Genomic DNA, 23727 nt, shown 5'->3' on the forward strand with positions numbered 1-23727 from the left:
CCGTTTCCGTCCTCAGTTCTGGTCCGGCGTCTTGCCGAACCACTTCTCGTAGATCCGGTCGTACTCGCCGTTCTGCTTGGCCTTGGCGAGCACCTCGTTGACCTTCTCGCGCATCTGGTCGTTGCCGGTGCGCACGCCGATGCCGTACTGCTCGCCGGTGTCGAACTCGGTCGGCACTGCCAGATCCGGGTTCTGCTTGACGTAGTCGAGCAGCACACCGTTGTCGTTGATGCCCGCGTCGACCTTGCCGAGCTTCACGTACTCAAGCAGCAGGCCCAGATCCTCGAAACGCCGAAGTTTCACCCCGAGCGGCTTGGCCTCCTTCTCGGCGTACTCCAAGCCGGTCGTACCGGTCTGGACCCCGAGCGTCTTGCCGCGCAGCTGCTCGAAACCGGTGATGCCGGAGCCCTTCTTGGTCAGCAGCGCCTGGGTGGCCTCGAAGTACGGGTCGGAGAAGTCGAAGTTCTGCTCCCGCACCTCGTTGATGGTCATCCCGGCGGCCGCGACGTCGCACTTGCCGGTGGACAGGTCCTGCCCCGACTGGATCGTCTCGAAGGGCGTGTCGATGATCTCCTGCTGCACGCCGAGGTCCTTGGCCACGAGGTCCATGAGGTCGACGTCGAAGCCGACGATCTCGTCGCCCTGCTTGAACTGGAACGGTGCGTACGGCAGGTGAGTGCACGTCGTCAGTTGTCCCTCGTTGACGACGGGTACCCCGTTGGCCTCGCCGCCGCCCGCACCGCACCCCGCGAGTACGGCGATCAGAGCGGAAGCGGGCAGAAGACTGAGCGCTCGGGTCTTTGTCCGACGAGCCACGGTGTCACTCCTAGTAGGTGAGAACGCGAATCCTGGAATAGTGCCACTCGGATGGGCGTAATCCCAGTCGTAGGCGGGTTGCGAAGCCATCAAGTTTCTCGGTGACGGGCTGCCCATTGCTTCACCGGTGGCTCGGGCAGATCTCACGCCCGGCGGGCGAGACGCGAAATATCTTTCGCTGAGGCCTCCAGTTGGTTGTATTCGTTGTTCCTGTCAGTTGGAACGCACCCAGTCTGTTGTGGGCCGGATCACCGGTCAACCGCAGCGACCCGGCGAATTTCACCCGATGTCGAGTGGTGGATCTCATTGGGTTCGTGCCCTGCTCCTACCCGCAGGCATGACCGACCGTGACGATCTTCGCCGCTGATGCTCGCCGCGTTCGGACCAGTCGCTCGTCACGGAGGGTCCCGACGCCGGTGATCCCGACGGTGCGGAAGTGGCCGGGCCGCACCCACATGTTGATCATCCCGGCGGCGAAGTCGATCCCCGGCGCGGACAATGGGGGTGGAAGATCGAACATCGATGTGGAGGTGCCGGATGGCGCAGCTCGTTCGCCGCCAGGACAACAAGTGGATCGCCGGCGTGTGCGCCGGTCTCGCCGAGCGTTTCGGCATGGGAGCGGGGACCGTGCGACTGCTGTTCGTGCTGTCGTGCGTGCTTCCCGGCCCGCAGTTCGTGATCTACATCGCGTTGTGGATCATCATGCCGAAGAGCGTCTGACCCGGTCCGGACACGGGGGTGTCGACACCGCGCGGTGTCGACACCCCCGTCCGCGCTCAGCGCCGCGCGTGGGCGTCCAGGACGTAGGCGATCGCCGAGGTGATCTTCGCCGCGAACGACAGGTGCAGCGACTCGTCCGGAACGTGCGCGTTGCTGTCCGGGCCCAGGGCTCCCGTGACCGCGAACTGCGCGTCCGGGTAGGCCTCCTGCAACAGCCCCATGAACGGGATCGACCCGCCCAGACCCATCGTGCGCCACTCGGCGCCGAACACCTCGGTGCTCACCTCGTTCAGCGCGGCTTCCAGCCACGGAGCGGTTTCCGGCGCGTTCCACCCCGGCCCGCATTCTTCCTTGCCGAAGGTCACCTGGGCGCCGAACGGGATGTTCTCGCTGAGCACGTCCTTGATCCCGCGCAGTGCTCGTTCGGGGTCCGCCGTCGGCGGCAGTCGAAAGCTCAGCGAGAACGTCGTGAACGGCCGCAGCACGTTGCCCGCATCGGCGGGCAACGGCAGGCCGTCGGCACCGATCACGGCCATGGTCGGTCGCCACGTGTTGTTCAGGGTCAGCTCGACCTCGTCGTCGTCGAGCAGCTGCACGCCCTCCGGAACCGACACCGAATCGCGGATGAGCCCTGGCGTGGATTCGACCGTCGCGCGAACTTCGGCCAGCCGGTTCGCGGGGATTCCCACGTTCAACTCGGGCACCAGCACGTCCCCGGTCTCGGGGTCCTCGAGGCGGTCGAGAAGTTGCCGCATGACCCGCATCGAACCGGGTACGAGACCGCTGGCCATGCCCGAGTGCAGACCGCCGTCGAGGACCCGCACGGTGACGTCGAGCCGGACCAGTCCCCGCAGCGAGGTGGTCAACCAGATCCGCTCGTAGTCGGCCGCCCCCGAGTCGAGGCAGACGATGAGGGACACCCGGCCCAGCCGGTCGGCGAGGTGCTCGAGGTAGGCGGGCAGATCTGGGCTGCCGGATTCCTCGCCGGTTTCCAGCAGCACGACGCAGCGCGCGTGTGCACCACCGTGCGCGCGGGCCGCCTCGATGGCGGTGATGGCGGCGTAGCCCGCGTAGCCGTCGTCGGCCGAGCCGCGGCCGTACAGTCGCCCGTCGCGCACCACGGGGGTCCACGGGCCGAGCCCTTCGGACCAACCACCGACCGGTGGCTGCTTGTCCAGGTGCCCGTAGAGCAGCGCGGTTCCGTCGGCGGCGCCCTCGGTGGCGGGAACGTCGATCAGCAGCAACGGGGTGCGGCCGGGCAGGCGGACGACTTCGACGTGCGCACCGGGGATCTCCCGCGCGGCGATCCAGTCGTGCACGTGCGCGACGGCGGCGTCGAGGTGACCGCTCTCGGCCCACTCGGGGTCGAACGCGGGGGACATCGCTGGGATCTCGACCAGCGAGCTGAGGCTGGGCAGGACGGAGGTGTTCCACTCCTGCTCAATGGTCTTGTTCACGGCTTCACGATCCACGCGTCCGATCCTAGGCGCGTGATCCGCGAGTAGCTCGGGGGCGACCGGAAATGGTCAGCGGTGATCGGCGCGAATCAATCGCCGCCTCCATCGCTCTCTCGGCGCGCCGCGGGGTCGGTCAGGGCATCCCGAACTCGTCGTGCGCCGGCAGGTGAGTTCGGCGGGCAGCCCCAGCCTGTCCTCGTGCGCGTCCGGCATCGCGCCATTCTCGCCACGCGAGGGGTTGGGCCGGTGCTGTTCCGGACAGTCACCCGTCCTTCCGGAGCATCGAGATCTTTCGGGGTGGGAGTGCTTCCCGCTGGTGCTGCGGAGCACGCATCCGGGCGCGGGTCGGGCAGTCGCAGGTGAGTCGGCACGTGTTGGTGCGGTGGGCGGCCAGTCGGGTTGTCGACCTTCACAAGAACATCAGTCGGACCTCCATTGCTTTGATGACCTGCGATTTCAAGCTCGTTGCCGCGTGGCTACCGTGTTCGCGGGGTCGGGCGGAGGGTATTTCGGTACCGAACCGACCCTGTGGCAGGACTCACTGATGAGGCGAATTTCGTGCCAGGATGGCGGGGAGCGATCCAACCGTTCCCGGCTTCGGCGCCGTCGACCCACCGGTCGTGTGGCATCGAGGCTGGGGAGGCCGGGCAAGCCGCCACAAGCGGCCGGCCGGCGTGACAAGAGGAGACCCAGCATGTCTACGGAACACTGGACGCCACCCGACCAACCCGGAGAGCACCAAGAACGCGTTACCGGCTCGAGTTCCCCTGCCGCTACTGCAGCGAAACCCACACGGGAGCAGGTGATCGCCGGTTTGCGGGCGACGAGTGAAGGCGGAGCTGACCTGGTGCAGCTCCTCACTCCGGAAGGTCAGCGGGTGTCGCACCCCGACTTCGACATCGATATTTCCGACGAGCAGCTGCGCGATCTTTATCGCGACATGGTGCTGGTCCGCCGAGCGGACCGCGAAGGCAACGCCCTGCAGCGCCAGGGACAGCTCGGCATCTGGGTGCCGCTGCTCGGGCAGGAAGCGGCCCAGATCGGTGCCGGACGCGCCATGCAGCCGCAGGACATGGCCTTTCCGAGCTACCGCGAGCACGGCGTCGCCTGGTGCCGCGGAGTCGACCCGACCGACCTCCTCGGGATCTTCCGGGGCACCGACCACGGCTCCTGGGACCCCCGTTCGACCGGGTTTCACCTGTACACGATCGTCATCGGTAACCAGTGCCTGAACGCCACCGGATATGCGATGGGGCAGCGGTTCGACGGGCGGGTCGGCAACCGCGAGGACGGTGCGCAAGCCGCGTTGAACGAGGCCACCATGTGCTTCTTCGGCGACGGCGCCACCAGCCAAGGTGACGTGCACGAGGCGATGGCGTGGTCGGCGGTGTACGACTCACCGGTGGTGTTCTTCTGCCAGAACAACCAGTGGGCGATTTCCGAACCGCTCGAACGCCAGACCCGGGTCCCGCTGTACCAGCGCGCGAGCGGCTACGGCTTCCCCGGTATCCGCGTCGACGGAAACGACGTGCTGGCCAGCCTGGCGGTCTCCAAGTGGGCGCTCGACGAATGCCGCAATGGCAGCGGACCGGTGCTGATCGAGGCGTTCACCTACCGGATGGACGCGCACACCACCACCGATGATCCCACCCGCTACCGGCTCGCCGACGACCTGGAGACCTGGAAGCTCAAGGACCCGATCGAACGCCTGCGCGTGCACCTGATCCGCGAACAGGTCGGTGACCAGGAGTTCTTCGACTCAGTGGACGCGGAGGCCGACCAGTTGGCAGCCCGCTTCCGCGACTTCTGCTTCAACATGCCCGACCCACCGCCGGAGCGGATCTTCTCCGAGGTCTACGCCGAAGAGAGCCCCGCGCTGAGCGCCCAGCGCGAGGAATACCTGCGTTACCTCGAGGGATTCGCCGAGGAGTCGCTGACTGGAGGTGTTCGCTGATGGCCGCTCCGGCTATGGAACGCCCGACCACCACCGCGGCCGCGGCTCAGACCGTGACCATCGCCAAGGGCCTGAACATGGGTCTGCGGGCATCGATGGAGCGCGACCCGAAGGTCCTGGTCATGGGTGAGGACGTCGGCAAACTCGGTGGTGTCTTCCGGATCACCGACGGGTTGCAGAAGGACTTCGGTGAGCACCGGGTGCTCGACACCCCGCTCGCCGAGTCGGGGATCATCGGCGCGGCCGTCGGCTTGGCCATTCGCGGCTATCGGCCGGTGTGCGAGATCCAGTTCGACGGCTTCATCTTCCCCGGTTTCGACCAGATCGTCTCCCAGCTGTCCAAGTTGCGATTCCGCAGCCAGGGCAAACTGCCGATGCCGGTAGTGATCCGGGTTCCGTTCGGTGGCGGAATCGGCGCCGTCGAGCACCACTCCGAATCGCCCGAGTCGCTGTTCGCCCACATCGGCGGCCTGAAGGTCGTGTCCTGCTCGAATCCGGTCGACTCCTACTGGATGATGCAGCAGGCGATCGAGAGCGATGACCCGGTGCTGTTCTTCGAACCGAAGAAGCTCTACCACTCGGGCAAGGCCGAACTGGACATCACCGCCGAGCCACCGCCGCTGTTCACCTCCCGGATCATCCGTCCGGGCTCCTCGGTGACGCTGGCGACTTACGGTCCGATGGTGCGCACCTGCCTGGAAGCGGCCAAGGCTGCCGAGGAGGACGGCATCGACATCGAGGTCGTCGACCTTCGGTCGCTGTCGCCGCTCGACCTGGGGCCGGTGCTGGATTCGGTCCGCCGTACGGGCCGCCTGGTGTTGGCCAGCGAGGCCCCCTCCGAATCGTCGATCACCTCGGAGGTCGCCACCCGGGTGCAGCAGGAGTGCTTCTACTCGTTGGAGGCACCGGTTCTGCGAGCGACCGGGTTCGATGCCCCGTACCCACCGAGCAAGCTGGAAGGGGATTTCCTTCCGGACCTCGACAGGGTGCTCGATGTCGTCGACCGTTCGCTGGGCTTCTGAGGAGTCGTCGTGCCAGAACTGAAGAACTTTCCCCTGCCGGATGTCGGTGAGGGGCTGACCGAGGCGGAGATTCTCGGCTGGCGGGTGCAGCCCGGCGACACCGTGCGACTCAACGAGGTCTTCGTCGAGATCGAGACCGCCAAGGCCGCGGTGGAACTGCCCTGCGCTTACGAGGGCAGGGTGGTCGAGCTGCTGGTCGAACCGGGACAGACCGTGGAGGTGGGCACGCCGATCATCTCGATCGACGTCGACCCGGAAGGTGCTGCTCCCGGCTCGGACTCGCAGCCCGGCGAGGCAGGTACCGGCTCCTCGGGCATCGGCCGGACCGGAGAACGGGAGTCCGCTCCGGCGGCGCCCTCGGCGGCAGCGTCGTCCTCCACGGCGTCGCCCTCGGCGGAAGGTGAGAGCGGCGAGGTGGCGAATCTCGTCGGCTACGGCCCCCGTGCCTCCAGCGCCAAGCGCCGTCCCCGAAAGCAGCAGGCCGCCACCGGCGGCACCGGACCAGCAAGCACGGGGCCAGCAAGCACGGGGCCAGCAGGTACCGGACCGGCCGGACAGGCGGCTTCCGGAACGACCGCCCTCGCGACTCCACCCGCACCGGAGCGGTCCAACGGGACGGCGCCGACCGGACAGGTTCCGCTGGCCAAGCCGCCGGTGCGGAAACTGGCCAAGGATCTCGGCGTCGATCTGCGCAGTCTGGCCGGCTCGGGTTCGGGTGGTGTCATCACTCGCCAGGACGTGGAAGCGGCGACCGCGGGTGCTCCGGAGCCCGGCTCGGCGACGGACGTGGCAGGCCGGGAGCACCGCGTTCCGGTCAAGGGCGTGCGCAAGGCCACCGCGCAGGCGATGGTGGAAAGCGCGTTCACCGCACCGCATGTCACGGAGTTCCTGACGGTGGACGTGACGCCGATGATGGAACTGCGGGAGCGGCTGAAGTCGCATCCGCAGTACCGGGACGTCAAGGTCACGCCGCTGGCGTTCGCCGCGAAGGCGCTGTGCCTGGCGGCACGGCGAACCCCGGACGTGAACGCGGCGTGGGACGAGCAGACCGGCGAGATCGTCTACAAGGACTACATCCACCTCGGTATCGCGGCCGCCACACCGCGTGGCCTGGTGGTGCCGAAGGTCCGGGATGCCGACGGGATGTCGCTGCGGGAACTGGCGGTGGCGTTGGACTCGTTGACCAGCACCGCGCGGGACGGCAAGACGCCACCCGGCGACATGACCAACGGGACGATCACGATCACGAACGTCGGCGTGTTCGGCGTCGACACCGGGACGCCGATCCTCAACCCGGGCGAGTCGGCGATCCTGGCGTTCGGTGCCATCCGGGACATGCCGTGGGTGGTCGACGGTCAGGTGGTGCCCCGCAAGGTCTGCCAGCTCGCGTTGAGCTTCGATCACCGGGTGGTCGATGGCCAGCAGGGTTCGCAGTTCCTCGCCGACGTGGGCGAACTGCTCTCCGACCCGGGCATGGCCATCACGTTCTGATCCCGCACCGACCGGTTGGTGCACGGTTCGCGCAGGGCCGCGACGCGGTCTCGCGCGAACCGTGCCCCCTGCCGGGGGCGCCTCAGTCGTAGCGCTTGAAGGCGACGATGCTGCGATCGGGGCGCCACAGCTTGATCAGCAGATGCTGTTGGTCCTCGCCCAGCTGGGTGGTGACCACCTCGGTGATGTCCAGCCGGAAGAGGTGGGATTCGGAGCTGGGCGGCTGCACGCGGGCCACCCAGTCGGCTTGCTCGTCGCCGAGCACCTCGATCGCCCGACCGGCGATCTTGACGTCCGGTGGGGACATCGATCCGTCGCCCGGATTGGCGTGCAGGGCGAACCTGTTGTCTCGTCGGAGGTCCAGTGCCTTCACCGCGCGGGGCATGGAGCCGATGACGAGATGCTGGTCGAGCCAGTCGACCTCGGTGCCGCTGACCCGGGGCGAGCCGTCCCGGCGCACGGTGCTCAACACGTGGTGCCGAGCGGTTTCGAAACGTGCGCGGGCGGCCGCCGCGAGTTCAGGTGAGTCCTCGTTGAACTGGTGCCACGTTGCCATGCGGCAACAGTGCCACCCAATCCGGACGGCCGGGTGTCAGCTTTCCTTGCGGCGGCGGCCGCCTGCGCTGATGCGAGTCGGTTGCGAAGCGGAGTCCTGTGCGGCTGTTTCGCTCGTCTCGGAGTCGTCTCCGTCGGCATTTCCGCTCTCAGAGCTGTCGGAGCCGTCGGAGTTCTCGGGGTTTTCCGTGAGCAGTCCGAACGCGTGCGCGTCGAAGTCGTGCACGTCGATCTCGGGGAGATCGCCGAGTTCGTTGTTCAGTTCACGGAAGATCGGGGTCTCCGGATCCGGTGTGGCCCTGTTCACCACTTCGCCCTCCCGTTCTCTCGAAGCCGTGTCGGGGCGTCTGGCGCGGACGGCTCGTAGTCATGTGTGGTTTCGCGTCGATGAGACGCGGACGGACCCGTCCGATGTCGTGCCAGCCACTGATTCTCATCCATTCGGACCAGCATCGTAGTGCCGATGGGGTGTCGTTCCTGTCTTCGACACTCCCGTCATGCTTCCACGGCGGCAACCCGGAGGTGAATTCGAGGATTCCTCGAAGTGGCAAGTACCACTTCGTGTAACGCGGACATTTCGGTTCACCGGAGCACCGGAGGGAGCCCCCTGCACTCGGGTGGCCGGACACGACGAGAGCCCGGCCACCGGGGTGCCGAGCTCTCGTGAGGTCCGTTCGGGCGCTCCGTGGGACGAGTGCCGGAGCCCCGGGTTCGATCAGGCGATGTGCATGCCGGAGATACTCCTGGCCACCACCAGCTGCTGGATCTGCTCGGTGCCCTCGAAGATGTCGTAGATCTTGGAGTCCCGGTGGATCCGCTCGACCGGGTACTCCCGGGTGTAGCCGTTGCCGCCGAAGATCTGGATGGCACGCTCGGAGGCCCAGGTCGCCACGCGCCCCGCCTTGAGCTTGGACATCGAGCCCTCGCCCGCGGTGAAGGGAACGTCGTTGCGCCCCATCCACGCCGCTCGCCACACCAGCATCCGCGCGGCGTCGATCTCCGTGCGCATGTCGGCGAGGGTGAAGGCGATCGACTGGTTCTCGATGATCGGCCGTCCGAAGGTCTTCCGTACCTTCGCGTATTCCAGCGCGTGCTCGTACGCCGCACGGGCGATGCCGACGGCCTGGGCGCCCACGGTGGGACGGGACAATTCGAAGGTCTTCATGGCGGCCTGGCCGCTGGCCTTGCCGCCTTCCCGCGCGCGGGCGAGCCGCTCGTCGAGCTTCTCCTTGTCGCCGAGCAGGCAGCGGCCCGGGATGCGCACGTCGTCGAGGAAGACGTCGGCGGTGTGCGAGGCGCGCAATCCGTGCTTGCGCAGTTTGCCGGGTGCGGAGAGCCCCTTGGTGCCCGGCGGGATGACGAACGCGGCCTGGCCGCGCGAGCCGAGCTCGGGGTCGACCACCGCCTGCACGACGTGGATGTTGGCGATTCCGCCGTTGGTGGCCCAGGCCTTCTGGCCGTTGAGGACCCACTCGTCGGTGGCTTCGTCGTAAACGGCACGGGTGCGCATCGAGGAGACGTCGGAGCCCGCCTCGGGTTCCGACGAGCAGAACGCCGCGACCTCGGGGTTGTCGGCGTCGCCGTAGCACTGCGGTACCCACTCGGCGAGCTGGTCGGGGGTTCCGGCGGCGAAGATGCCCGCCACCGCGAGGGTGGTGCCGAAGATCGCCATGCCGATGCCGCCGTCGCCCCAGAAGAGCTCCTCGTTGGCGATCGGCAGCGAGAGGCCGGTGTCGTCGGCCCAGAACGTCGCGAGACTCTCGAATCCGTAGAGACCGACCTTGGCGGCCTCCTGGATGATCGGCCAAGGGGTTTCTTCCCGCTCGTCCCATTCCTCGGCCGCGGGCCGGATGGTCTTCTCGGCGAAGCCGTGCACCCAGTCGCGCAGGTCGCGCTGTTCCTCGCTCAGTTCCAGGGAGAAGCTCATAATGTCCTTCGGGATGGGTGGCGGGCGCCGTCTCAGGCTTTGGGGATCTGTCAGGCCTTGGGGATCTGTCAGGCCTTGGGGATCTGTCAGGCCTTGGGGATCTGGAACAGCTTGGCGAGTCCGGCAGCGAAGCCGACGTCCCCGGCAACCTTGATCTTTCCGGTCATGAACAGTACTGGGGCCGATGCGTTGCCGGAGGCGAGCTTCAGGAACTCGCCAGGCGCCAGGGTGATGGTGACTCGGGGTTCGTTCTCGGGTTCCTTGTTGACCGTGCAGGTCCCGCCGGAGAGCACGCACTCGTAGCGGAGGTGTTCGTCGCCGGTGCCGATGCGCCAGCGTACGACCGCTTCGGTGTTGCGCGCCTGATCCGACTTGTAGTGCTCGCCCATGCGCCGGAACACCTCGTCGAGGATGGTCTCGCGGAGTCGGGGGCTCGCCATGACGCTGTCGATCTGCTCGCTCGACGCTCGGGAGATCAGCCGGGAGAACTGCTCGGGGGTGAGCGAGTAAAGGCCGAGGTCGGGCGTGTTGGCCGCGTCGTCCAGCAGCGCGGCGAACTCGGCGGGGGTGATTTTCTTCGGATCGATGTCGCCGAGGGCGTCGATCGAGTCGGATTCGGCCAAGACGACCTCCTTATCTACTCGCGAGTAAGACTACGTTCGAGTAAATACGGTGGCAAGGCACTATCCGATTCCGGATTGTTCTAGCCTGATGCCGAACATCCACGGGCTCTTCGGGCGACCGGCGCAACCCGCCGGTTCGCCGAAACGGAGCGCGACCCCGACAGTCGGCGCTCCCACGCGGAAGAGGTGAAATGCAGGCGGAAGCGGACGGTCGAACCGAGCAGGCCCGGCCCAAAACCCGGCGTCTACCTCGATCGGTGCGAGAACGGCAGATCCTCGACGCGGCGGTGGAGGTCTTCGCCGCACACGGCTTCCACTCGGCCTCGATGGACGAGATCTCCGACGTCGCGGGCATCTCCAAGCCGATGATCTACGCCTACCTGGGATCGAAGGAAGAGCTGTTCGTCGCCTGCATCCAGCGCGAGGCCGCCCGGCTCATCGAAGCCATCGGGGCGGCTGTCGAAGAGGACCTGCAGCCGGACGACCAGCTCTGGCGCGGACTCCGCGTGTTCTTCGAGTACGTGCAACACAACCGTCCCAGCTGGACGGTGCTGCACCGGCAGGCGAACGCGCAGGGCCAGCCGTTCCTCGAGGAATTCGTCGAATGGCGCGAACGGGCGATGACCCTGATCGCGAAGTTGCTCGCCAGGGCGACGGCCACCTCCCAGCAGCCGGTCGAGCCCGAACAGATGGAGCCGTTCGCGGCCGCCCTGGTCGGCGCGGGCGAGTCGCTGGTCGACTGGTGGACCGAGCATCCGGAACACACCGCCGACGGGCTGGCCATGCGCATGATGAACATGGTCTGGATGGGCTTCGGCGATCTGGTGGAAGGCCGGTCCTGGTCCCCCGACAACTGAATTCGGCGTCGGTGCCGTGACCGTCGGCGCCGTGACCGGGGGCCGTGACCGGAGATGCTGTGACCGGGGTGCTGGGACCGGGGTGCTGGGACCGGTCGGGACGCCCGCGCGGACGGTCCCGGCCCGGTACCGTGCCTCGGGTGAGTCGAGCGACCGGTGTCGATGCTCCGGCGCCGGATGGCCGACGCCGGATCATCGACCGCGACGACTCCGCTCAGCGAATGGTGCCGAACAGGTGGGGTTTTCCGGAGCGGGAGTGCAGCGCGAAATCCGCTCCCGCCGTGCCCGAGCGCTCCGTGAACTCCACCGTGGACGGCAGCAGCACCGGCTTGCGGAAGTCCACCGACACCGAGCACGCACCGGGCATCCGGCCCTCGAACGCCGCGAGGCAGCGGGCCTTCGACCACATGCCGTGCGCGATCGTCCGCGGAAAGCCGAAGGCCTTCGCCGCCAACGCGTTCAGGTGGATCGGGTTCCGGTCACCGGATACCGCCGCGTACCGGCGACCGAGATCTCCCGGCGCCCGCCACACGCCCGTGGGGTGGCCGGCTTCGAGCTCCGGGGCGGTCTGAGCGCGTTCGACCGACTCGTCGGACTTGCCGCGCCGCAGATAGGTGCTGGTCTCGCGCCACACCACCTCGTCCGCTCCGACCGTGGCCTCGGTGACGACGTCGAACTGCTTGCCCTTCGGGTGCGGACGCAGGTTCTCCACCCGGACGCGGAGGTCCGGTTCGTCGGTCACCAGCAGCGGCCGGGTCCGGGTGATCGTGTTCGCCACGTGCACCAGGCCGACCAGCGCGAACGGGAAGCCCGGATCGGTCATCAACCGGACCGACATCCCGAACGAGAGCATGTGCGGATACGTGACCGGCAGTTCATCCCGCAGTCCGAACCCGCACACCTCGTTGAAGTCGGCGAGGTGGTTCCGGTCGATCGGGACGCCGTACCGGACGTATTCGGTGTCCGGCAGCTCGCTGCCGCTGCGCGTCGGGCCGGAAGCCGCCGCTTTGAGGTAGAGCGCGGAGAGGTTCGGCGCTTCGATCAGTTCGGTCGGCATCAGGCCCCCAGCAGGCTCTGCCCGCACACCCGGACGACGTTGCCGTTCACACCGGCGGACGCGGGGTTGGCGTACCAGGCGATCGTTTCGGCCACGTCGACCGGTAGCCCGCCCTGCGACAGGCTGTTCATCCGACGGCCCGCCTCCCGCACGAACAGCGGAACCGCCGCGGTCATCTTGGTCTCGATGAAGCCGGGCGCGACGGCGTTGATCGTCGCGCCGCGTTCGGCCGCCGCGGGCGCCAGACCCTGCACGAGCCCGATCACCCCGGCCTTGGAGGCCGCGTAGTTGGCCTGGCCCACGTTGCCCGCGATGCCGCTGATGGAGGCGACACCGATCAGCCTGCCGCCCTGGCGCAGCGGGGACGACCCGGCCAGCAGCGCATCGTTGATGCGTTCCTGGGCGGCGAGGTTCACCGAGATCACCGAGTCCCACTGCTGCTCGGTCATCCGGGCGATCGTCTTGTCCCGCGTGATGCCCGCGTTGTGGACCACGATGTCCAGGCCGCCGTGCCGTTCGTCGAAGTGCTCGATGATGCGTTGCGGGGCGTCGTCGGCCGTGATGTCCAGTTGCAGGGCCGACCCGCCGATGCGGTTCGCGACCTTCGTCAGGTCCTCGCTCTGCCCGGGAACGTCGAGGCACACCACGTGCGCGCCGTCGCGCGCGAGGGTTTCGGCGATGGACTCGCCGATGCCCCGGGAGGCGCCCGTGACCAGCGCTACTTTGTCGCGCAGCGGCTTGTCGCGGTCGACCGCGGGTGCTTGGGCGGCGCCGACCCGGATCACCTGGCCGGAGACGAAAGCGGACTTCGCCGACAGCAGGAAGGACAACGTCGAGTCGAGGGCGTCCTCGCCGCCTTCGGACACGTAGACGAGTTCGGCGGTGGCGCCGCGCTTGAGCTCCTTGCCGACGGTCCGCACGAAGCCTTCCAGCGCGCGCTGCGCCACCCGCTCGCCGGTAGTGGCCGCCTCCTCGGGCGGAGTGCCCAGGACGATCACCCGACCGCAGGTGCCGACCTGGCGCAGGGCCGGACCGATGAAGGCGTGCAGCTGCCGCAGCTGCTCGCTGGCGGTGATGCCGGTCGCGTCGAAGACCAGCGCCGAGTAACGGGCGTCTTCGGTGTGCGATTCGTGCACCTCGGCCTCCACTCCGGAGAGCGTCGCGGAGATGGCTTTGTCGAGTCGCGAGCCGGTCGCGGAACCGACGAGCACGGGGCCGTCGACGATGGGGTCACCCGGGCGGTGGCGGCGCAGCGGTGTCGGGGTGGGCAGGCCAAGGCGCTTGGCGAGTGGCCGCCCCAGCGCGGAAGACGTGAACTTCTGGTACTGGTCGGGCATGGACACTCCTGCGGTGGCGGATGTTCGGCGAGCGTCGTGCGGTGCGGCGTTCGCCGCGACGTGGCTGGGTGCCGTTCGACAGGCCGGCCTGCGCTGAGCGAACCCCCGGGCGCGCGCCGGTCGTTGACGAACTCCATTAAGCTACCCGTCGGTAGGTTAATCGGCTCGGCAAGTCGGCACCAGTGCGGGCCCCACCTCCGAGAAGTCCAGCAAGACCCAGTCAGGCAACCAGTTCCCCCTCCAGCCCACAAGGAGTCGCCGGATGTCCACCATTCGCCGGGTCGCGATCGTCGGCGGCAACCGGATTCCGTTCACACGATCCGGTGGCCCGTACAGCCGAGCCTCGAACCAAGACATGCTCACCGCGGCGCTCGACGGCCTCGTCGCCCGTTTCGGGCTCTCCGGCGAGCGGGTCGGCGAGTTCGCCGCGGGCGCGGTGCTCAAGCACAGCCGCGACTTCAACCTGGCCCGCGAGACCGTGCTGGGTTCGACGCTCGACCACACCACTCCCGCCCACGACGTGCAGATGGCGTGCGCGACCGGGCTCGAATCGGTGATCTCGCTGGCCAACAAGATCGCACTCGGGCAGCTCGACTCCGGTATCGCCGGTGGCGTCGACAGCGCCAGCGACGCTCCGATCGCGGTCAACGACGACCTGCGCCGCATCCTGCTGGAAGCCAACCACGCGAAGAGCGCGGGAGCTCGGGTCAAGGCGCTGAGCAAGGTGCGCCCGCAGCACATCGCTCCCGAGATCCCGCAGAACTCCGAACCGCGCACCGGCATGTCGATGGGCGAGCACGCGGCCAAGACGGCGCTGGCCTGGGAGATCGAGCGGGAGGCGCAGGACGAGCTGGCGGCACGCAGCCACCAACGGCTCGGTGCAGCCTACGAAAACGGCTTCTTCGAAGACCTGATCACCGCCTTCCAGGGGCAGTCGAAGGACCAGAACCTGCGTCCGGACAGCTCCGTTGAAAAGCTCGCGAAGCTCAAGCCCGTCTTCGGCAAGGGCGAGGGCGCGACGATGACCGCGGGCAACTCCACCCCGTTGTCCGACGGCGCCTCCACGGTGCTGCTGGCCAGCGAGGAGTGGGCGAAGCAGCGGCGGCTGCCGGTACTGGCCTACCTCAGCGATTTCCAGTCGGCCGCGGTCGACTACGTCAGCGGGGACGAAGGCCTGCTCATGGCGCCCGCCTACGCGGTGCCGAAGCTGATCGAGCGGGCCGGTGCCGGGCTGGGCGACTTCGACTTCTACGAGATCCATGAGGCGTTCGCCTCCCAGGTGCTGGCCACCTTGAAGGCGTGGGAGAGCCCCGAGTTCTGCAAGGACCGGCTCGGTCTCGACGCTCCGCTGGGTTCGATCGACCCGGCGAAGCTCAACGTGAACGGTTCGTCGCTGGCGGCGGGCCACCCGTTCGCCGCGACCGGCGGGCGGATCGTGGCGACCCTGGCGAAGCTGCTGTCGCAGCGGGAATCGGGCCGTGGCCTGATCTCCGTCTGCGCCGCGGGCGGTCAGGGCGTGACTGCCGTCGTCGAGCGCTGAGGCCGGTCGGGCGTGGTCGCGGCGCTAGCAGCGCGGTGACCACGCCCCGGATCGCGGCTCGGGCCAGGCGAGCGGGATGCCGTCGACCTCGCCCGGCGGCCGGACCACCGTGATCGGCCCATCCGGCCGATCCACGGTCACCAGTGATTCCCCGACGTCGTACCGGTGCGGCGTTGTCTCCACGTCCTCCTCGGGCTGGTCCAGCAGCCACTGCGCGGTGCGGGCGAGCGAGAGTTCCCGCACGTGGGTACCGCCTTGCTCGGATTGCCCGCGCAGCCCGTCCAACACCGCCCCCGCGCACAGGTAACCGGTGCCGTGATCGAGGAGCTGGCAGGGCAGCGCACCAGGCTTCTCCCCGTCCGGTGATTCGATCATCGCGACCCCGCTCGCCGCCTGCACGATGCTGTCGAAGCCGCGTCGTCCTGACCAGGGGCCCGATCGTCCCCATGCGGAAAGCGAGACGACGACGAGTCCGGGGTGGATCTCGGCGACGGTTCGGGTGTCGAGCCCGAACCGGTCGAGTGCGCCGGGGCGGTATCCGTGCACCAGCACGTCCGCCGAATCGAGCAGTTCGTGCAGTCGCTCGCGCCCCGCGCGAGCGCGCAGATCGAGGGTGGAGCTGCGCTTGCCGAGCATCGCGTCGTGGTTCCTGGGTGGTTCGGGCTTGTGCGGGGGGTCGATTCGCAGGACGTCGGCGCCGAGCGCGGCCAAGTACCTGGTGCACACCGGGCCGGCGATCACTCGTGTCAGGTCCAGGACGCGCACCCCGGAGGCAGGCAGCGCGCCGGGTTCACGACATCGTGGCGCTCCCTCGGCGATTCGGTAGCCGTCGACGAGTGGGAGGTCGGCGGCGGCCTTCCCCTGCGGAGTGGCCAGCCATTCCCGCCGGGTTCGCACGGCTGCGGCGACGCCGCCCGCTTCGACCACGCGCCGCTCCAGTTCCAGAGCGGGGAGGCGCTCGATCGTGGCTGCGAGATCCGCCGGCTCGCCGAGCGCCCACAGGAGCGCCGCGCGGTGCCACGGGTAGTTCGCGTGCGTTCGCACCCAACCGTCGGCCGCGGGCCAGAATCGGGACAGCGGTGCGAAGGAGGCCGGCGCATCTCCACCCGGGCGCCGGACGTGCGCTTCGCTGCGCACGGCGGCGGCTACTTGGCCGGTGGCCAACCGCGCCGACCGAGCGCCGGGGGCGATGGCGGTGAGCAAAGCCGCACCGACGCAGGCGATGGCGGTGTTCTCCACCGGCAACCGCGATCGGAAATGCCCGGTCGTTCCCTCGACGCGGAGCTCGTCCGGAAGTGGTCCACCGTGGAGGGCGCCCCACGCCTCGCTCAGCGCACCGCTTCCGCCGTACTCGCTCATGATCCGGCTTCCGTTCGCTCAACCGGTCCGGAATTCTCTGGCGGATTGTGCGCGAGCGAGGGACAGGGAACGCCGTGCGTCGCCGGTGATGGATGCGGAAGCCTGGGGGATCGGACCATCGCCGGTTCAGTCCTGGGTGAGCAGGTATCGGCCGAAGTGCGGGACGGTGAACGCGATCTGCCCTCGCTCGGCCGAGTACACCAGGCCCTTCTTGATCAGCCCGTCCCGAGCGGGCGAGAGCGATGAGGATTTGCGCTCCAGGTATTCGGCCACCGACGAGGTCCACGCGGGCTCGTCCTGGCCTTCGACGACCTCGGCCATGGCGCACAGGTATTCGCGTTCGGCCGGGGTCGCCCGCTCGTAGCGGGAACCGAAGAACCCGACGGCCAACTCGCTCTCGGCCTCGGGGGCGGCGAGCCGCACGTCATCGGCACCGATCGGGTCCTTCGGTGCGGCGTCCCAGGCGGCCTTGCCGTACGCCTGCACGAAGTACGGGTAACCGCCGGAGATCGAGAACAGCGCGTCGAGCGCGTCCGAAGTGATGCCACCTTCCTCGCGCTCGATCGGCACCACCACGGCGTGATCGGCGTCGGAGCGGACCAGTCGGTCGATGCGCACGTAGCGGAAGAGCCGCTCCGAGTACGACTTGCTGGCCGACAGCACGGCAGGCAGGTGCGGCAGACCCGCACCCACCACCACCAACGGGGCGCCCGACTGGGAAAGCTCGTGGCAGGCGGCGCACAACGCCGACACGTCCTCCGGGCGCACGTCCTGCATCTCGTCGATCAGCAGCGCCACTCCGGTGCCGACGTCCGCGGCGATCTCGGCAACATCGGTGAACAGTTCGACCAGGTCGATCTCGATGTCCCCGGAGTCGGCCCTGCCCTGCGCGGCGGGCACGTCGATGCCCGGTTGCCAGCGTTCGCGCAGCTTGGTGCCGTCCGGATTTGATTTCAACGCGAACGCCTTGAGCACGCCGAGCACTCGTTCGACGCGGTCCGGGGCGCGGTGGCGCACTGCGAGGTCCCGGATGGCGCGGTGCAGTGCGGCCGACAGTGGTCGCCGCAGGCCCGCGTCCGGACGCGCCTCGACCTTGCCCGCGCCCCAACCGCGCCGGACGGCCATCGACCGCAGTTCGCCGAGCAGTACCGTCTTGCCCACACCGCGCAGGCCGGTCAGCACGAGGCTGCGTTCCGGTCTACCGCGAGCGACCCGCTGCAGGACGACGTCGAACGCTTCGACTTCGCGGTCGCGGCCCGCGAGTTCGGGCGGTCGCTGACCGGCGCCGGGCGCGAAGGGATTTCGGACCGGGTCCATCTTCCGGACTTTATCCGGCTCTCTAGTTTTCAGGCGATATTCGGCAAGAAACGGCCATCGGGTGTGTCGTCGCGCCGGGTGGTGCTCGGTGGCTCGTGGTCCATCACCTCCTATACCAATATCTAGCAATTTTCCAATACCGACCGATACGGATGCATGGCGCTCGGCCGGGCGGATGCCGCGGGGCGTTCGCCGACCGGTGGCGGACGTGCGGAACGGCGTCGTGGTTCGGCATCGCTCCGGCCCCGAGGTGGCGCCTCGCCGTCAGTCGGTCTTCAACGGGTCGTCACCCGGCCGTCCTGTCGAGGCTCGGGGGACCGGATTGGTCCGTTCGGGGTCGATTTACAGCCCGTCACGGATTTTCGCTGGTCACAAACTTGCTTGTCGTTCGGAAGAGTGGCGTTTCCTGGTATGATCAGGTGACGTAGGCCACATCATGACCTGGGTGTAACGACAACGCGGCCGCTGTCGATACACAGGATGACCCCGCGGTGCTGTCGGACCCCCGACCTGGCAGCATCGCGGGGACTTCCAATTTCGGGCCTTTTTTGGCTCCGGGCCCCTCGGTAGAGCAGCCGAGCCGGATCGAGTGTCGATCCCGCGCGTTTCTGGCCGGACCGCTCCGGAGTTCTCCGCCCCGCACGAGCCGCGCCGGAACGCTTACCGCTGCACTGCCCGAGGAACGCAACCTCGATTCGGATCGCGCGTCTCAACGGACATGACTGATCGCCATCTGGACTGGGACGGTTGCTGCAACGCGCGAGATCTCGGGGGTCTTCGCACGGCGCGTAGTGGGGTGACGCGTCGAGGTGCACTGGTGCGGCCCGAGGATCCCGCCCACCTCACGGCGGCCGGGTGGGATGCGCTCCTCAAACACGGAGTGCGCACCGTCGTCGACCTCACCGAGCCCGACGAGGACGAGCCCGACCGCGCACCTCGTCCGGTCGAGTTGACCACCGTGAATCTGCCTCTGGACAACCGCGGCGACACGATCTTCTGGGATCGCTGGGACGGCCCGCCGTCCGGCACCCCGCTGTACTACGACGCTTTTCTGGACCGTTTCTCCGCCACCATCGCCGAGGTCGTCACGGCGATCGCGCACGCTCGGGACGGTGGCGTGCTCGTGCATTGCGGCGCGGGGCGGGATCGGACCGGTCTGGTCGTGCTCGTGCTGCTCGCCCTCGTCGGAGTGTCCGCCGAGGACATCGTCGCCGACCACTCCTTGAGCCTGTGGCGCCTGCGCCCGCTGTTCGAACTCGCGGGCCGACCGGACGAAGGACCGCTCGTCGAGGAGTACCTGGCCGGCAAGGGTGTCACGGTCACCGAGCTGATCGAAGACGTACTGACCCGAGACTTCGCCGGTTACCTGCGCGCCGCCGGTGTCGGGGACCACACGCTCGCCTCGCTCCGGAAGCGCCTGGTGCGCGCGCCGTCCTGAATGTTCGCCGGTGGGATCGACTGGGCAGCTGGAAGCGATGACCTCGCCGGTTCTCACGAGGTCATCGCGGAGGATCAGCCCACGAACGGCCGTGGGCGGTCGTCGCCGTTCGGTGAGGTCCGGGTGTGGCCCGGTTTGCTCGGCATGCCGGCACCGAGCAATACCGCGCACGTGATGAGCAGGGCCGAGAGCACCATGACGGTCACGAGGAGTTCTACGAGGAAACCGGTAAGCATGATCAGCCTCCGGAAGTGGTTCCTTCGGTGAGGCGGTTGGCATAAAGGCTGGTCAGGGTGACTACCGCCAGTACGATCACGATGACCGCCAGGGACAGCAGCGTCGGCACGTCCGGCACTGCGGGCCAGATCCCGTGGGCCCAGTGCAGCACCAGCTTCACCCCGATGAACGCCAGGATGATCGCCAACCCGTGGTTGAGGTGGACGAGTTTTGCGAGCGCCGTGTGCAGCACGAAATACAGGGCGCGCAGCCCGAGCAGGGCGAACGCGTTGGTCGTGAACACCAGGTACGGATCTTCGGTGATGCCGTAGACGGCGGGCACCGAGTCGACCGCGAAGACGATGTCGGTCGCGAAGACCGCGACGACGACCAGCGTCAGCGGGGTCAGGGCGCGGCGTCCGCCTTCCCAGACGGACAGGCGGGTGCCGCGGTAGTCGTCGGTCACGGGCATCAGACGGCGCAGCAACCGCACCGAACGCATCTGCGACACGTCCTGTTCGAAGGCCGAACCGGTGATCGCCTCGTGCAGGATCTTGACGGCGGTGACGAGCAGGATCGCACCGAACACCAGGAACGCCCACGTGCCCGCCTGCAGCAGGGCGGCCCCGGCGGCGATGAAGATGCCGCGCAGTACCAGCGCTCCCACGATGCCGTAGAGCAGGACGCGCTGCTGCAGCGAGGACGGTACGGAGAAACCGGCCAGCAGCAGCATGAACACGAACAGGTTGTCGACGGACAGCGACTTCTCCACCACGAACCCGGTGATGAACTCCACGGTCTGGGGAGTGTCGAAGGCCACCCAGATCCAGATGGCGAAGATGAACGGCAGCGCGAGGTAGAACACCGACCACCACACGGCTTCGCGCATGGCGACCTCGTGCGGGCGACGCGTCACCAGGAAGTCCGCGATGATCAGGGCGATCAGCACGACGAGGCTGATCGCCCACAGCCACGGGGTGCCGATGGACCCCTCGGAGGAGGAAGCGGCGAGTGTGGATCGGTCCGGCATGGAGACCTCCGCGAATTGCTCGCGAGGTCTCATTCACCCGCTCGGCCTCGTGCATCCGTTCAGGTGGCCGCCCGGGGACGTCCGGGACGTCCGTACTGACCAGGTCGACGCTTGTGAAGTACTCCCCTCGATTTCAAGTGTCGCCGAGAGCCGACTGACCTGTAAATCCCCGGAACGGCCCAGCTCTGCCCGCGCTGCGTGTCCGGCTCATCAGTGGCGATCCGGTCGGGGCGGTAGCACGCCCGGCCTCGATCAGGCCGAGGACGAAGTGCGGGGTTGTTGGCCCTCGCTTCTGGACGGGTCTTTGGTCTCTGTATCGAGACGCCGGTCCGCCCGGACCCTGGACAGTGCCTCGGCGGAAGGGCGCTGGCCCGCCCAGTCGTACGCGACGATGGCCCGCTCTGGGGCCCTTTCATGCGCGAGCGAGAACCGGCCGCAGGTGGCCAGGCCAGAATCACGATCGTCACCGGACAGCCGTGACCAGTCGCTGACGCGGCGTCCACCGACAGAGGCGACCGAGGAGGTACCGATGCCGATCGACCACCGGATCGACACCCTGACATTCACCAACCCGCCTGGTCTGTACGACCCGAGGCCGAACGGATACTCCCACCTGGTCCAGTTCCCGGCCGGATGGCGCATCATCACCCCGTCTGGTCAGGGCGGAGAGACCGAGGACGGCCGACTCTCGGCGGACTTCCGCGAGCAGTTCGCCCAGGCGGTCGCCAACACCGAAACCGTCCTGGCGGCCGCCGGTGCGACTCTGCGGGACATCGCGAAGATCAACCTCCTCATCGTCGACCACGATCGCGATAGGTTCCGCGTGATGACCGAAGAGGTCGCTCGCGTGTGGGGTGACGACAAGCCCGCCATGACCCTGATCCCGGTGCCTGCGCTCGCCCTCGAGGGGATGCTCGTCGAGATCGACGTGATCGCCGTCCTACCCGCGTAAAGCGCCGACCCGCACGGGCAGGCCGCCTACTGCGGAGTCTTGGGCGTATTGGCCGTGTTCTCCGTGATCGTCTGCCCCGTCGCAATCGCCATCGACGCGGGCACGTGATTCGCCCGACGCGCCAAGACCGCATGAGCCGCCAAGCAGAGGTCCTTCCGAGAAGGTCCCGGTCAGCGCGCACTTGGTGGCGGCACTACGAGAGGCGGGGACGCCATGACAACGCACAGAATCGGGACCCATGAGGAGTGGCAAGCTGCGCGAGACGAGCTGCTGACGCTTGAGAAGGAACTCACGCGTCGCAACGACGAACTCGCCCGGCGGCGGCGGGAGCTGCCCTGGGTGCCGGTCGAGAAGGACTACCGGTTCGACACGAGCTCCGGGCCCAAGGCGCTTGCCGAGCTGTTCCAAGGCTGTTCCCAGCTGCTCGTCTATCACTTCATGTTCGGTCCGGCGTACGAGGCGGGGTGCCCGAGCTGCTCGAGCATCGCCGACACCATTGATCCTCAGGTGGTTCACCTGCGGGCACGCGATGTCACCATGATCTGCGCCTCGCGCGCGCCGCTGGAGGAGCTGCGTGCGTACCAGCGGCGCATGGGATGGAGCTTCAATTGGGTGTCCACCCATGACAGCGACTTCGGGTTCGACTTCGGGTTCTCGCACACCCCGGAGCGAGTCCAGACCTGGATGAAGGAGGAACTCCCTGCCGACCTCACGGAGGGCGCTGCGATGTCCGGCACGGACCCGGCCGATTACATGGCAGAGGTCCCCGCGCTCATGGCCTTCGCGCTATCCGATGGCGTCGTCTTCCATACCTACACGACCACCTACCGGGGGCTGGAGCCCCTGATGGCGTACTACGCGCTCCTCGACCGGGCACCGTTCGGCCGCAACGAAGACGGCCCTCGCCACGGCTGGTTGCGGCGCCACGACGAGTACGAGCACGGCGGGGTCCCGCCCACGGCATGACGGTCGACGGCTGACACAGGTCGCGCACTCCTCGTGCCGCAAAGCGGTGTTGTGTTGACTCGAGTTATGAGTGTTGAGCAGCAAGAACCCCGTACCCGCCCGACCGGCAACACCCGCCTCGACACGGAGTACGAAATCCTCCGAGAACGAGTGCTGAAGCACCTCAAGCGCTAGCCCCTGCACTACGCCGCGCGCCCGTGTGCAACGGGCGCGCGGCGAGGTTACGAGACCTTGACGAACTCCGGACAAGCTCACGGCGGTGGGAGCATGGTCGCCACCTCGGCGATGCCGTCGAGTACTTCCTCGGGTGTGGAGCCCTTCCACTGGGTCGCCTCGGCGCGTACGAGCAGGTCGCCCTTCACACGTGAGTTCCAGTGCTGGCCACGGAAAGCGATGCCATCCATGGCCAGCAGGTCATGGGCTGCCGCCGTCACATCGCCGGTGCCGTAGCGCTTGTCAAGGCTGTTCAGTTCGCGGGCGGCGCGGGATGTGGGCATCCGCACCCAGGCGATGGACACGACGGCCGTGTTGCCCGCATCGTCGGCGAGCGGCAGCAACGTTCGGGCCAGCGAACGGCACGGATGGCGCAGGAAGAACTCCCGCACCTCACCGAAGGAGTGCACCACGCAGTCGAGGTAGTGTTCGGGAGCTCGCGGTCGGGTAACGCGCAACCGCATCCGTTGCCAGGCCTTGTTGCCGTCGCCTTTGCGAGCCGACTGCTTGGCATTGCTGACGCGAACCGAGACGCTTTCGCCGGCCACCGAACCGGCACCGACACCAACCGATCCTCCACCTGCTATTGCGCTGACGGCCAACGCCGTCGCTCCCGCGAGTGCCACGACTCCGCTGCTTGAGCTCTTGCCCATGATTGGGCGGCGGATACCGTTCTTGTCGGTGTAGAAACCCTTCGGCTCTGGCACGACTTCCCCCTAGTGCGGACATGCGGTCGCAGATCTTCGTGGGAAGGAGTGGTCGACAGGTGATTTTCCCCGGTTAATCAGCTGAAAAGAGCAGCCGCTGCGTTCCGGGGCCCGGCCGTTTGACCCCCGTCATCCGCACTGGTCGCGTGACATCCGGCTCGGTCGCGCGGCCC

Annotated in this window: 23 protein-coding genes; 9 read left to right on the plus strand and 14 right to left on the minus strand. The window is 67.9% G+C overall.

Annotated features, from left to right (window positions below; genetic code table 11):
* Positions 1–12: 12 nt before the first annotated feature.
* Together ACYVAN_RS11055 and ACYVAN_RS11060 are read right to left on the minus strand one after the other, a co-directional pair.
* On the minus strand, positions 13–816 hold the full coding sequence (locus ACYVAN_RS11055) for a basic amino acid ABC transporter substrate-binding protein (protein ID WP_460958444.1): 804 nt from the start codon (positions 814–816) through the stop codon (positions 13–15).
* Between the two features lie 325 nt (positions 817–1141).
* A complete protein-coding gene (locus ACYVAN_RS11060) occupies positions 1142–1336 on the minus strand; it encodes a hypothetical protein (protein WP_460958446.1) in 195 nt (64 codons plus the stop codon).
* 17 nt (positions 1337–1353) lie between these two features.
* Here ACYVAN_RS11060 and ACYVAN_RS11065 point away from each other — a divergent pair, with 17 nt between their 5' ends.
* The gene (locus tag ACYVAN_RS11065; RefSeq protein ID WP_460958448.1) at positions 1354–1536 is read left to right on the plus strand and encodes a PspC domain-containing protein; all 183 of its coding nucleotides are present in this window, start codon (positions 1354–1356) and stop codon (positions 1534–1536) included.
* Positions 1537–1592: 56 nt separating this feature from the next.
* On the opposite strand, the gene ACYVAN_RS11070 is transcribed toward ACYVAN_RS11065, so the two are convergent.
* Complete coding sequence (locus ACYVAN_RS11070; protein WP_460958450.1) at positions 1593–3008, minus strand: M20/M25/M40 family metallo-hydrolase; 1416 nt, start codon at positions 3006–3008, stop codon at positions 1593–1595.
* A gap of 679 nt (positions 3009–3687) precedes the next feature.
* On the opposite strand from ACYVAN_RS11070, the gene pdhA reads away from it, so the two are divergent.
* The 3 genes from pdhA to ACYVAN_RS11085 are packed head-to-tail and all read left to right on the plus strand — an operon-like array spanning position 3688 to position 7460.
* Positions 3688–4947 carry a pyruvate dehydrogenase (acetyl-transferring) E1 component subunit alpha gene (gene pdhA / locus ACYVAN_RS11075; RefSeq protein ID WP_460958452.1) on the plus strand — a complete coding sequence of 420 codons (1260 nt, stop codon included), beginning with the start codon at positions 3688–3690 and terminating at the stop codon, positions 4945–4947.
* Positions 4947–5969, plus strand: coding sequence for an alpha-ketoacid dehydrogenase subunit beta (locus ACYVAN_RS11080; protein ID WP_460958454.1), 1023 nt, complete (start codon positions 4947–4949; stop codon positions 5967–5969). The genes pdhA and ACYVAN_RS11080 overlap by 1 nt, the downstream gene beginning before the upstream one ends.
* Before the next feature lie 9 nt (positions 5970–5978).
* Positions 5979–7460, plus strand: a complete 1482-nt coding sequence (locus tag ACYVAN_RS11085; protein ID WP_460958456.1) for a dihydrolipoamide acetyltransferase family protein — start codon at positions 5979–5981, stop codon at positions 7458–7460.
* Between the two features lie 82 nt (positions 7461–7542).
* Here the strand turns inward: ACYVAN_RS11085 and ACYVAN_RS11090 are convergent, their stop codons facing one another.
* The 4 genes from ACYVAN_RS11090 to ACYVAN_RS11105 form a co-directional block, all read right to left on the minus strand.
* Complete coding sequence (locus ACYVAN_RS11090; protein WP_460958458.1) at positions 7543–8016, minus strand: pyridoxamine 5'-phosphate oxidase family protein; 474 nt, start codon at positions 8014–8016, stop codon at positions 7543–7545.
* A gap of 36 nt (positions 8017–8052) precedes the next feature.
* On the minus strand, positions 8053–8322 hold the full coding sequence (locus ACYVAN_RS11095; protein WP_460958460.1) for a hypothetical protein: 270 nt from the start codon (positions 8320–8322) through the stop codon (positions 8053–8055).
* Between the two features lie 408 nt (positions 8323–8730).
* Positions 8731–9942, minus strand: a complete 1212-nt coding sequence (locus ACYVAN_RS11100; RefSeq protein ID WP_460958462.1) for an acyl-CoA dehydrogenase family protein — start codon at positions 9940–9942, stop codon at positions 8731–8733.
* 86 nt (positions 9943–10028) lie between these two features.
* Positions 10029–10565, minus strand: coding sequence for an SCP2 sterol-binding domain-containing protein (locus ACYVAN_RS11105; protein WP_460958464.1), 537 nt, complete (start codon positions 10563–10565; stop codon positions 10029–10031).
* 191 nt (positions 10566–10756) lie between these two features.
* Here ACYVAN_RS11105 and ACYVAN_RS11110 point away from each other — a divergent pair, with 191 nt between their 5' ends.
* A complete protein-coding gene (locus ACYVAN_RS11110; protein ID WP_460958466.1) occupies positions 10757–11422 on the plus strand; it encodes a TetR/AcrR family transcriptional regulator in 666 nt (221 codons plus the stop codon).
* Between the two features lie 214 nt (positions 11423–11636).
* Here ACYVAN_RS11110 and ACYVAN_RS11115 read toward each other — a convergent pair whose 3' ends face one another.
* Together ACYVAN_RS11115 and ACYVAN_RS11120 are read right to left on the minus strand one after the other, a co-directional pair.
* Positions 11637–12479, minus strand: coding sequence for a MaoC family dehydratase (locus ACYVAN_RS11115; protein ID WP_460958468.1), 843 nt, complete (start codon positions 12477–12479; stop codon positions 11637–11639).
* Positions 12479–13816 carry a 3-oxoacyl-ACP reductase gene (locus tag ACYVAN_RS11120; protein WP_460958470.1) on the minus strand — a complete coding sequence of 446 codons (1338 nt, stop codon included), beginning with the start codon at positions 13814–13816 and terminating at the stop codon, positions 12479–12481. Before ACYVAN_RS11120 ends, ACYVAN_RS11115 begins: the two co-directional genes overlap by 1 nt.
* A 262-nt stretch (positions 13817–14078) precedes the next feature.
* On the opposite strand from ACYVAN_RS11120, the gene ACYVAN_RS11125 reads away from it, so the two are divergent.
* Entirely contained in the window at positions 14079–15356 is a 1278-nt protein-coding gene (locus ACYVAN_RS11125; protein ID WP_460958472.1) for an acetyl-CoA C-acetyltransferase, read from the plus strand.
* Positions 15357–15380: 24 nt separating this feature from the next.
* Here the strand turns inward: ACYVAN_RS11125 and ACYVAN_RS11130 are convergent, their stop codons facing one another.
* Both ACYVAN_RS11130 and ACYVAN_RS11135 read right to left on the minus strand, forming a co-directional pair.
* Positions 15381–16715: a CoA transferase gene (locus ACYVAN_RS11130; protein ID WP_460958474.1), complete on the minus strand. Its 1335-nt coding sequence runs from the start codon at positions 16713–16715 to the stop codon at positions 15381–15383.
* 126 nt (positions 16716–16841) lie between these two features.
* Complete coding sequence (locus tag ACYVAN_RS11135; RefSeq protein WP_460958476.1) at positions 16842–18032, minus strand: ATP-binding protein; 1191 nt, start codon at positions 18030–18032, stop codon at positions 16842–16844.
* A 718-nt stretch (positions 18033–18750) separates the two neighbouring features.
* Here ACYVAN_RS11135 and ACYVAN_RS11140 point away from each other — a divergent pair.
* A complete protein-coding gene (locus tag ACYVAN_RS11140; RefSeq protein ID WP_460958478.1) occupies positions 18751–19470 on the plus strand; it encodes a tyrosine-protein phosphatase in 720 nt (239 codons plus the stop codon).
* Positions 19471–19544: 74 nt separating this feature from the next.
* On the opposite strand, the gene ACYVAN_RS11145 is transcribed toward ACYVAN_RS11140, so the two are convergent.
* Together ACYVAN_RS11145 and ACYVAN_RS11150 are read right to left on the minus strand one after the other, a co-directional pair.
* Positions 19545–19706, minus strand: a complete 162-nt coding sequence (locus ACYVAN_RS11145) for a hypothetical protein (protein ID WP_460958480.1) — start codon at positions 19704–19706, stop codon at positions 19545–19547.
* A 2-nt stretch (positions 19707–19708) separates the two neighbouring features.
* Positions 19709–20716 (minus strand): TerC/Alx family metal homeostasis membrane protein, encoded by a 1008-nt coding sequence (locus tag ACYVAN_RS11150; RefSeq protein WP_460958482.1) that lies wholly within the window; start codon positions 20714–20716, stop codon positions 19709–19711.
* A 529-nt stretch (positions 20717–21245) separates the two neighbouring features.
* On the opposite strand from ACYVAN_RS11150, the gene ACYVAN_RS11155 reads away from it, so the two are divergent.
* A complete protein-coding gene (locus ACYVAN_RS11155; protein WP_460958484.1) occupies positions 21246–21668 on the plus strand; it encodes a RidA family protein in 423 nt (140 codons plus the stop codon).
* 213 nt (positions 21669–21881) lie between these two features.
* The gene (locus ACYVAN_RS11160; RefSeq protein WP_460958486.1) at positions 21882–22634 is read left to right on the plus strand and encodes a DUF899 domain-containing protein; all 753 of its coding nucleotides are present in this window, start codon (positions 21882–21884) and stop codon (positions 22632–22634) included.
* A 251-nt stretch (positions 22635–22885) separates the two neighbouring features.
* Here ACYVAN_RS11160 and ACYVAN_RS11165 read toward each other — a convergent pair whose 3' ends face one another.
* Positions 22886–23554, minus strand: coding sequence for a hypothetical protein (locus tag ACYVAN_RS11165; protein WP_460958488.1), 669 nt, complete (start codon positions 23552–23554; stop codon positions 22886–22888).
* Between the last annotated feature and the right edge of the window lie 173 nt (positions 23555–23727).

It is taken from the genome of Parasphingorhabdus pacifica, from assembly GCF_054779195.1.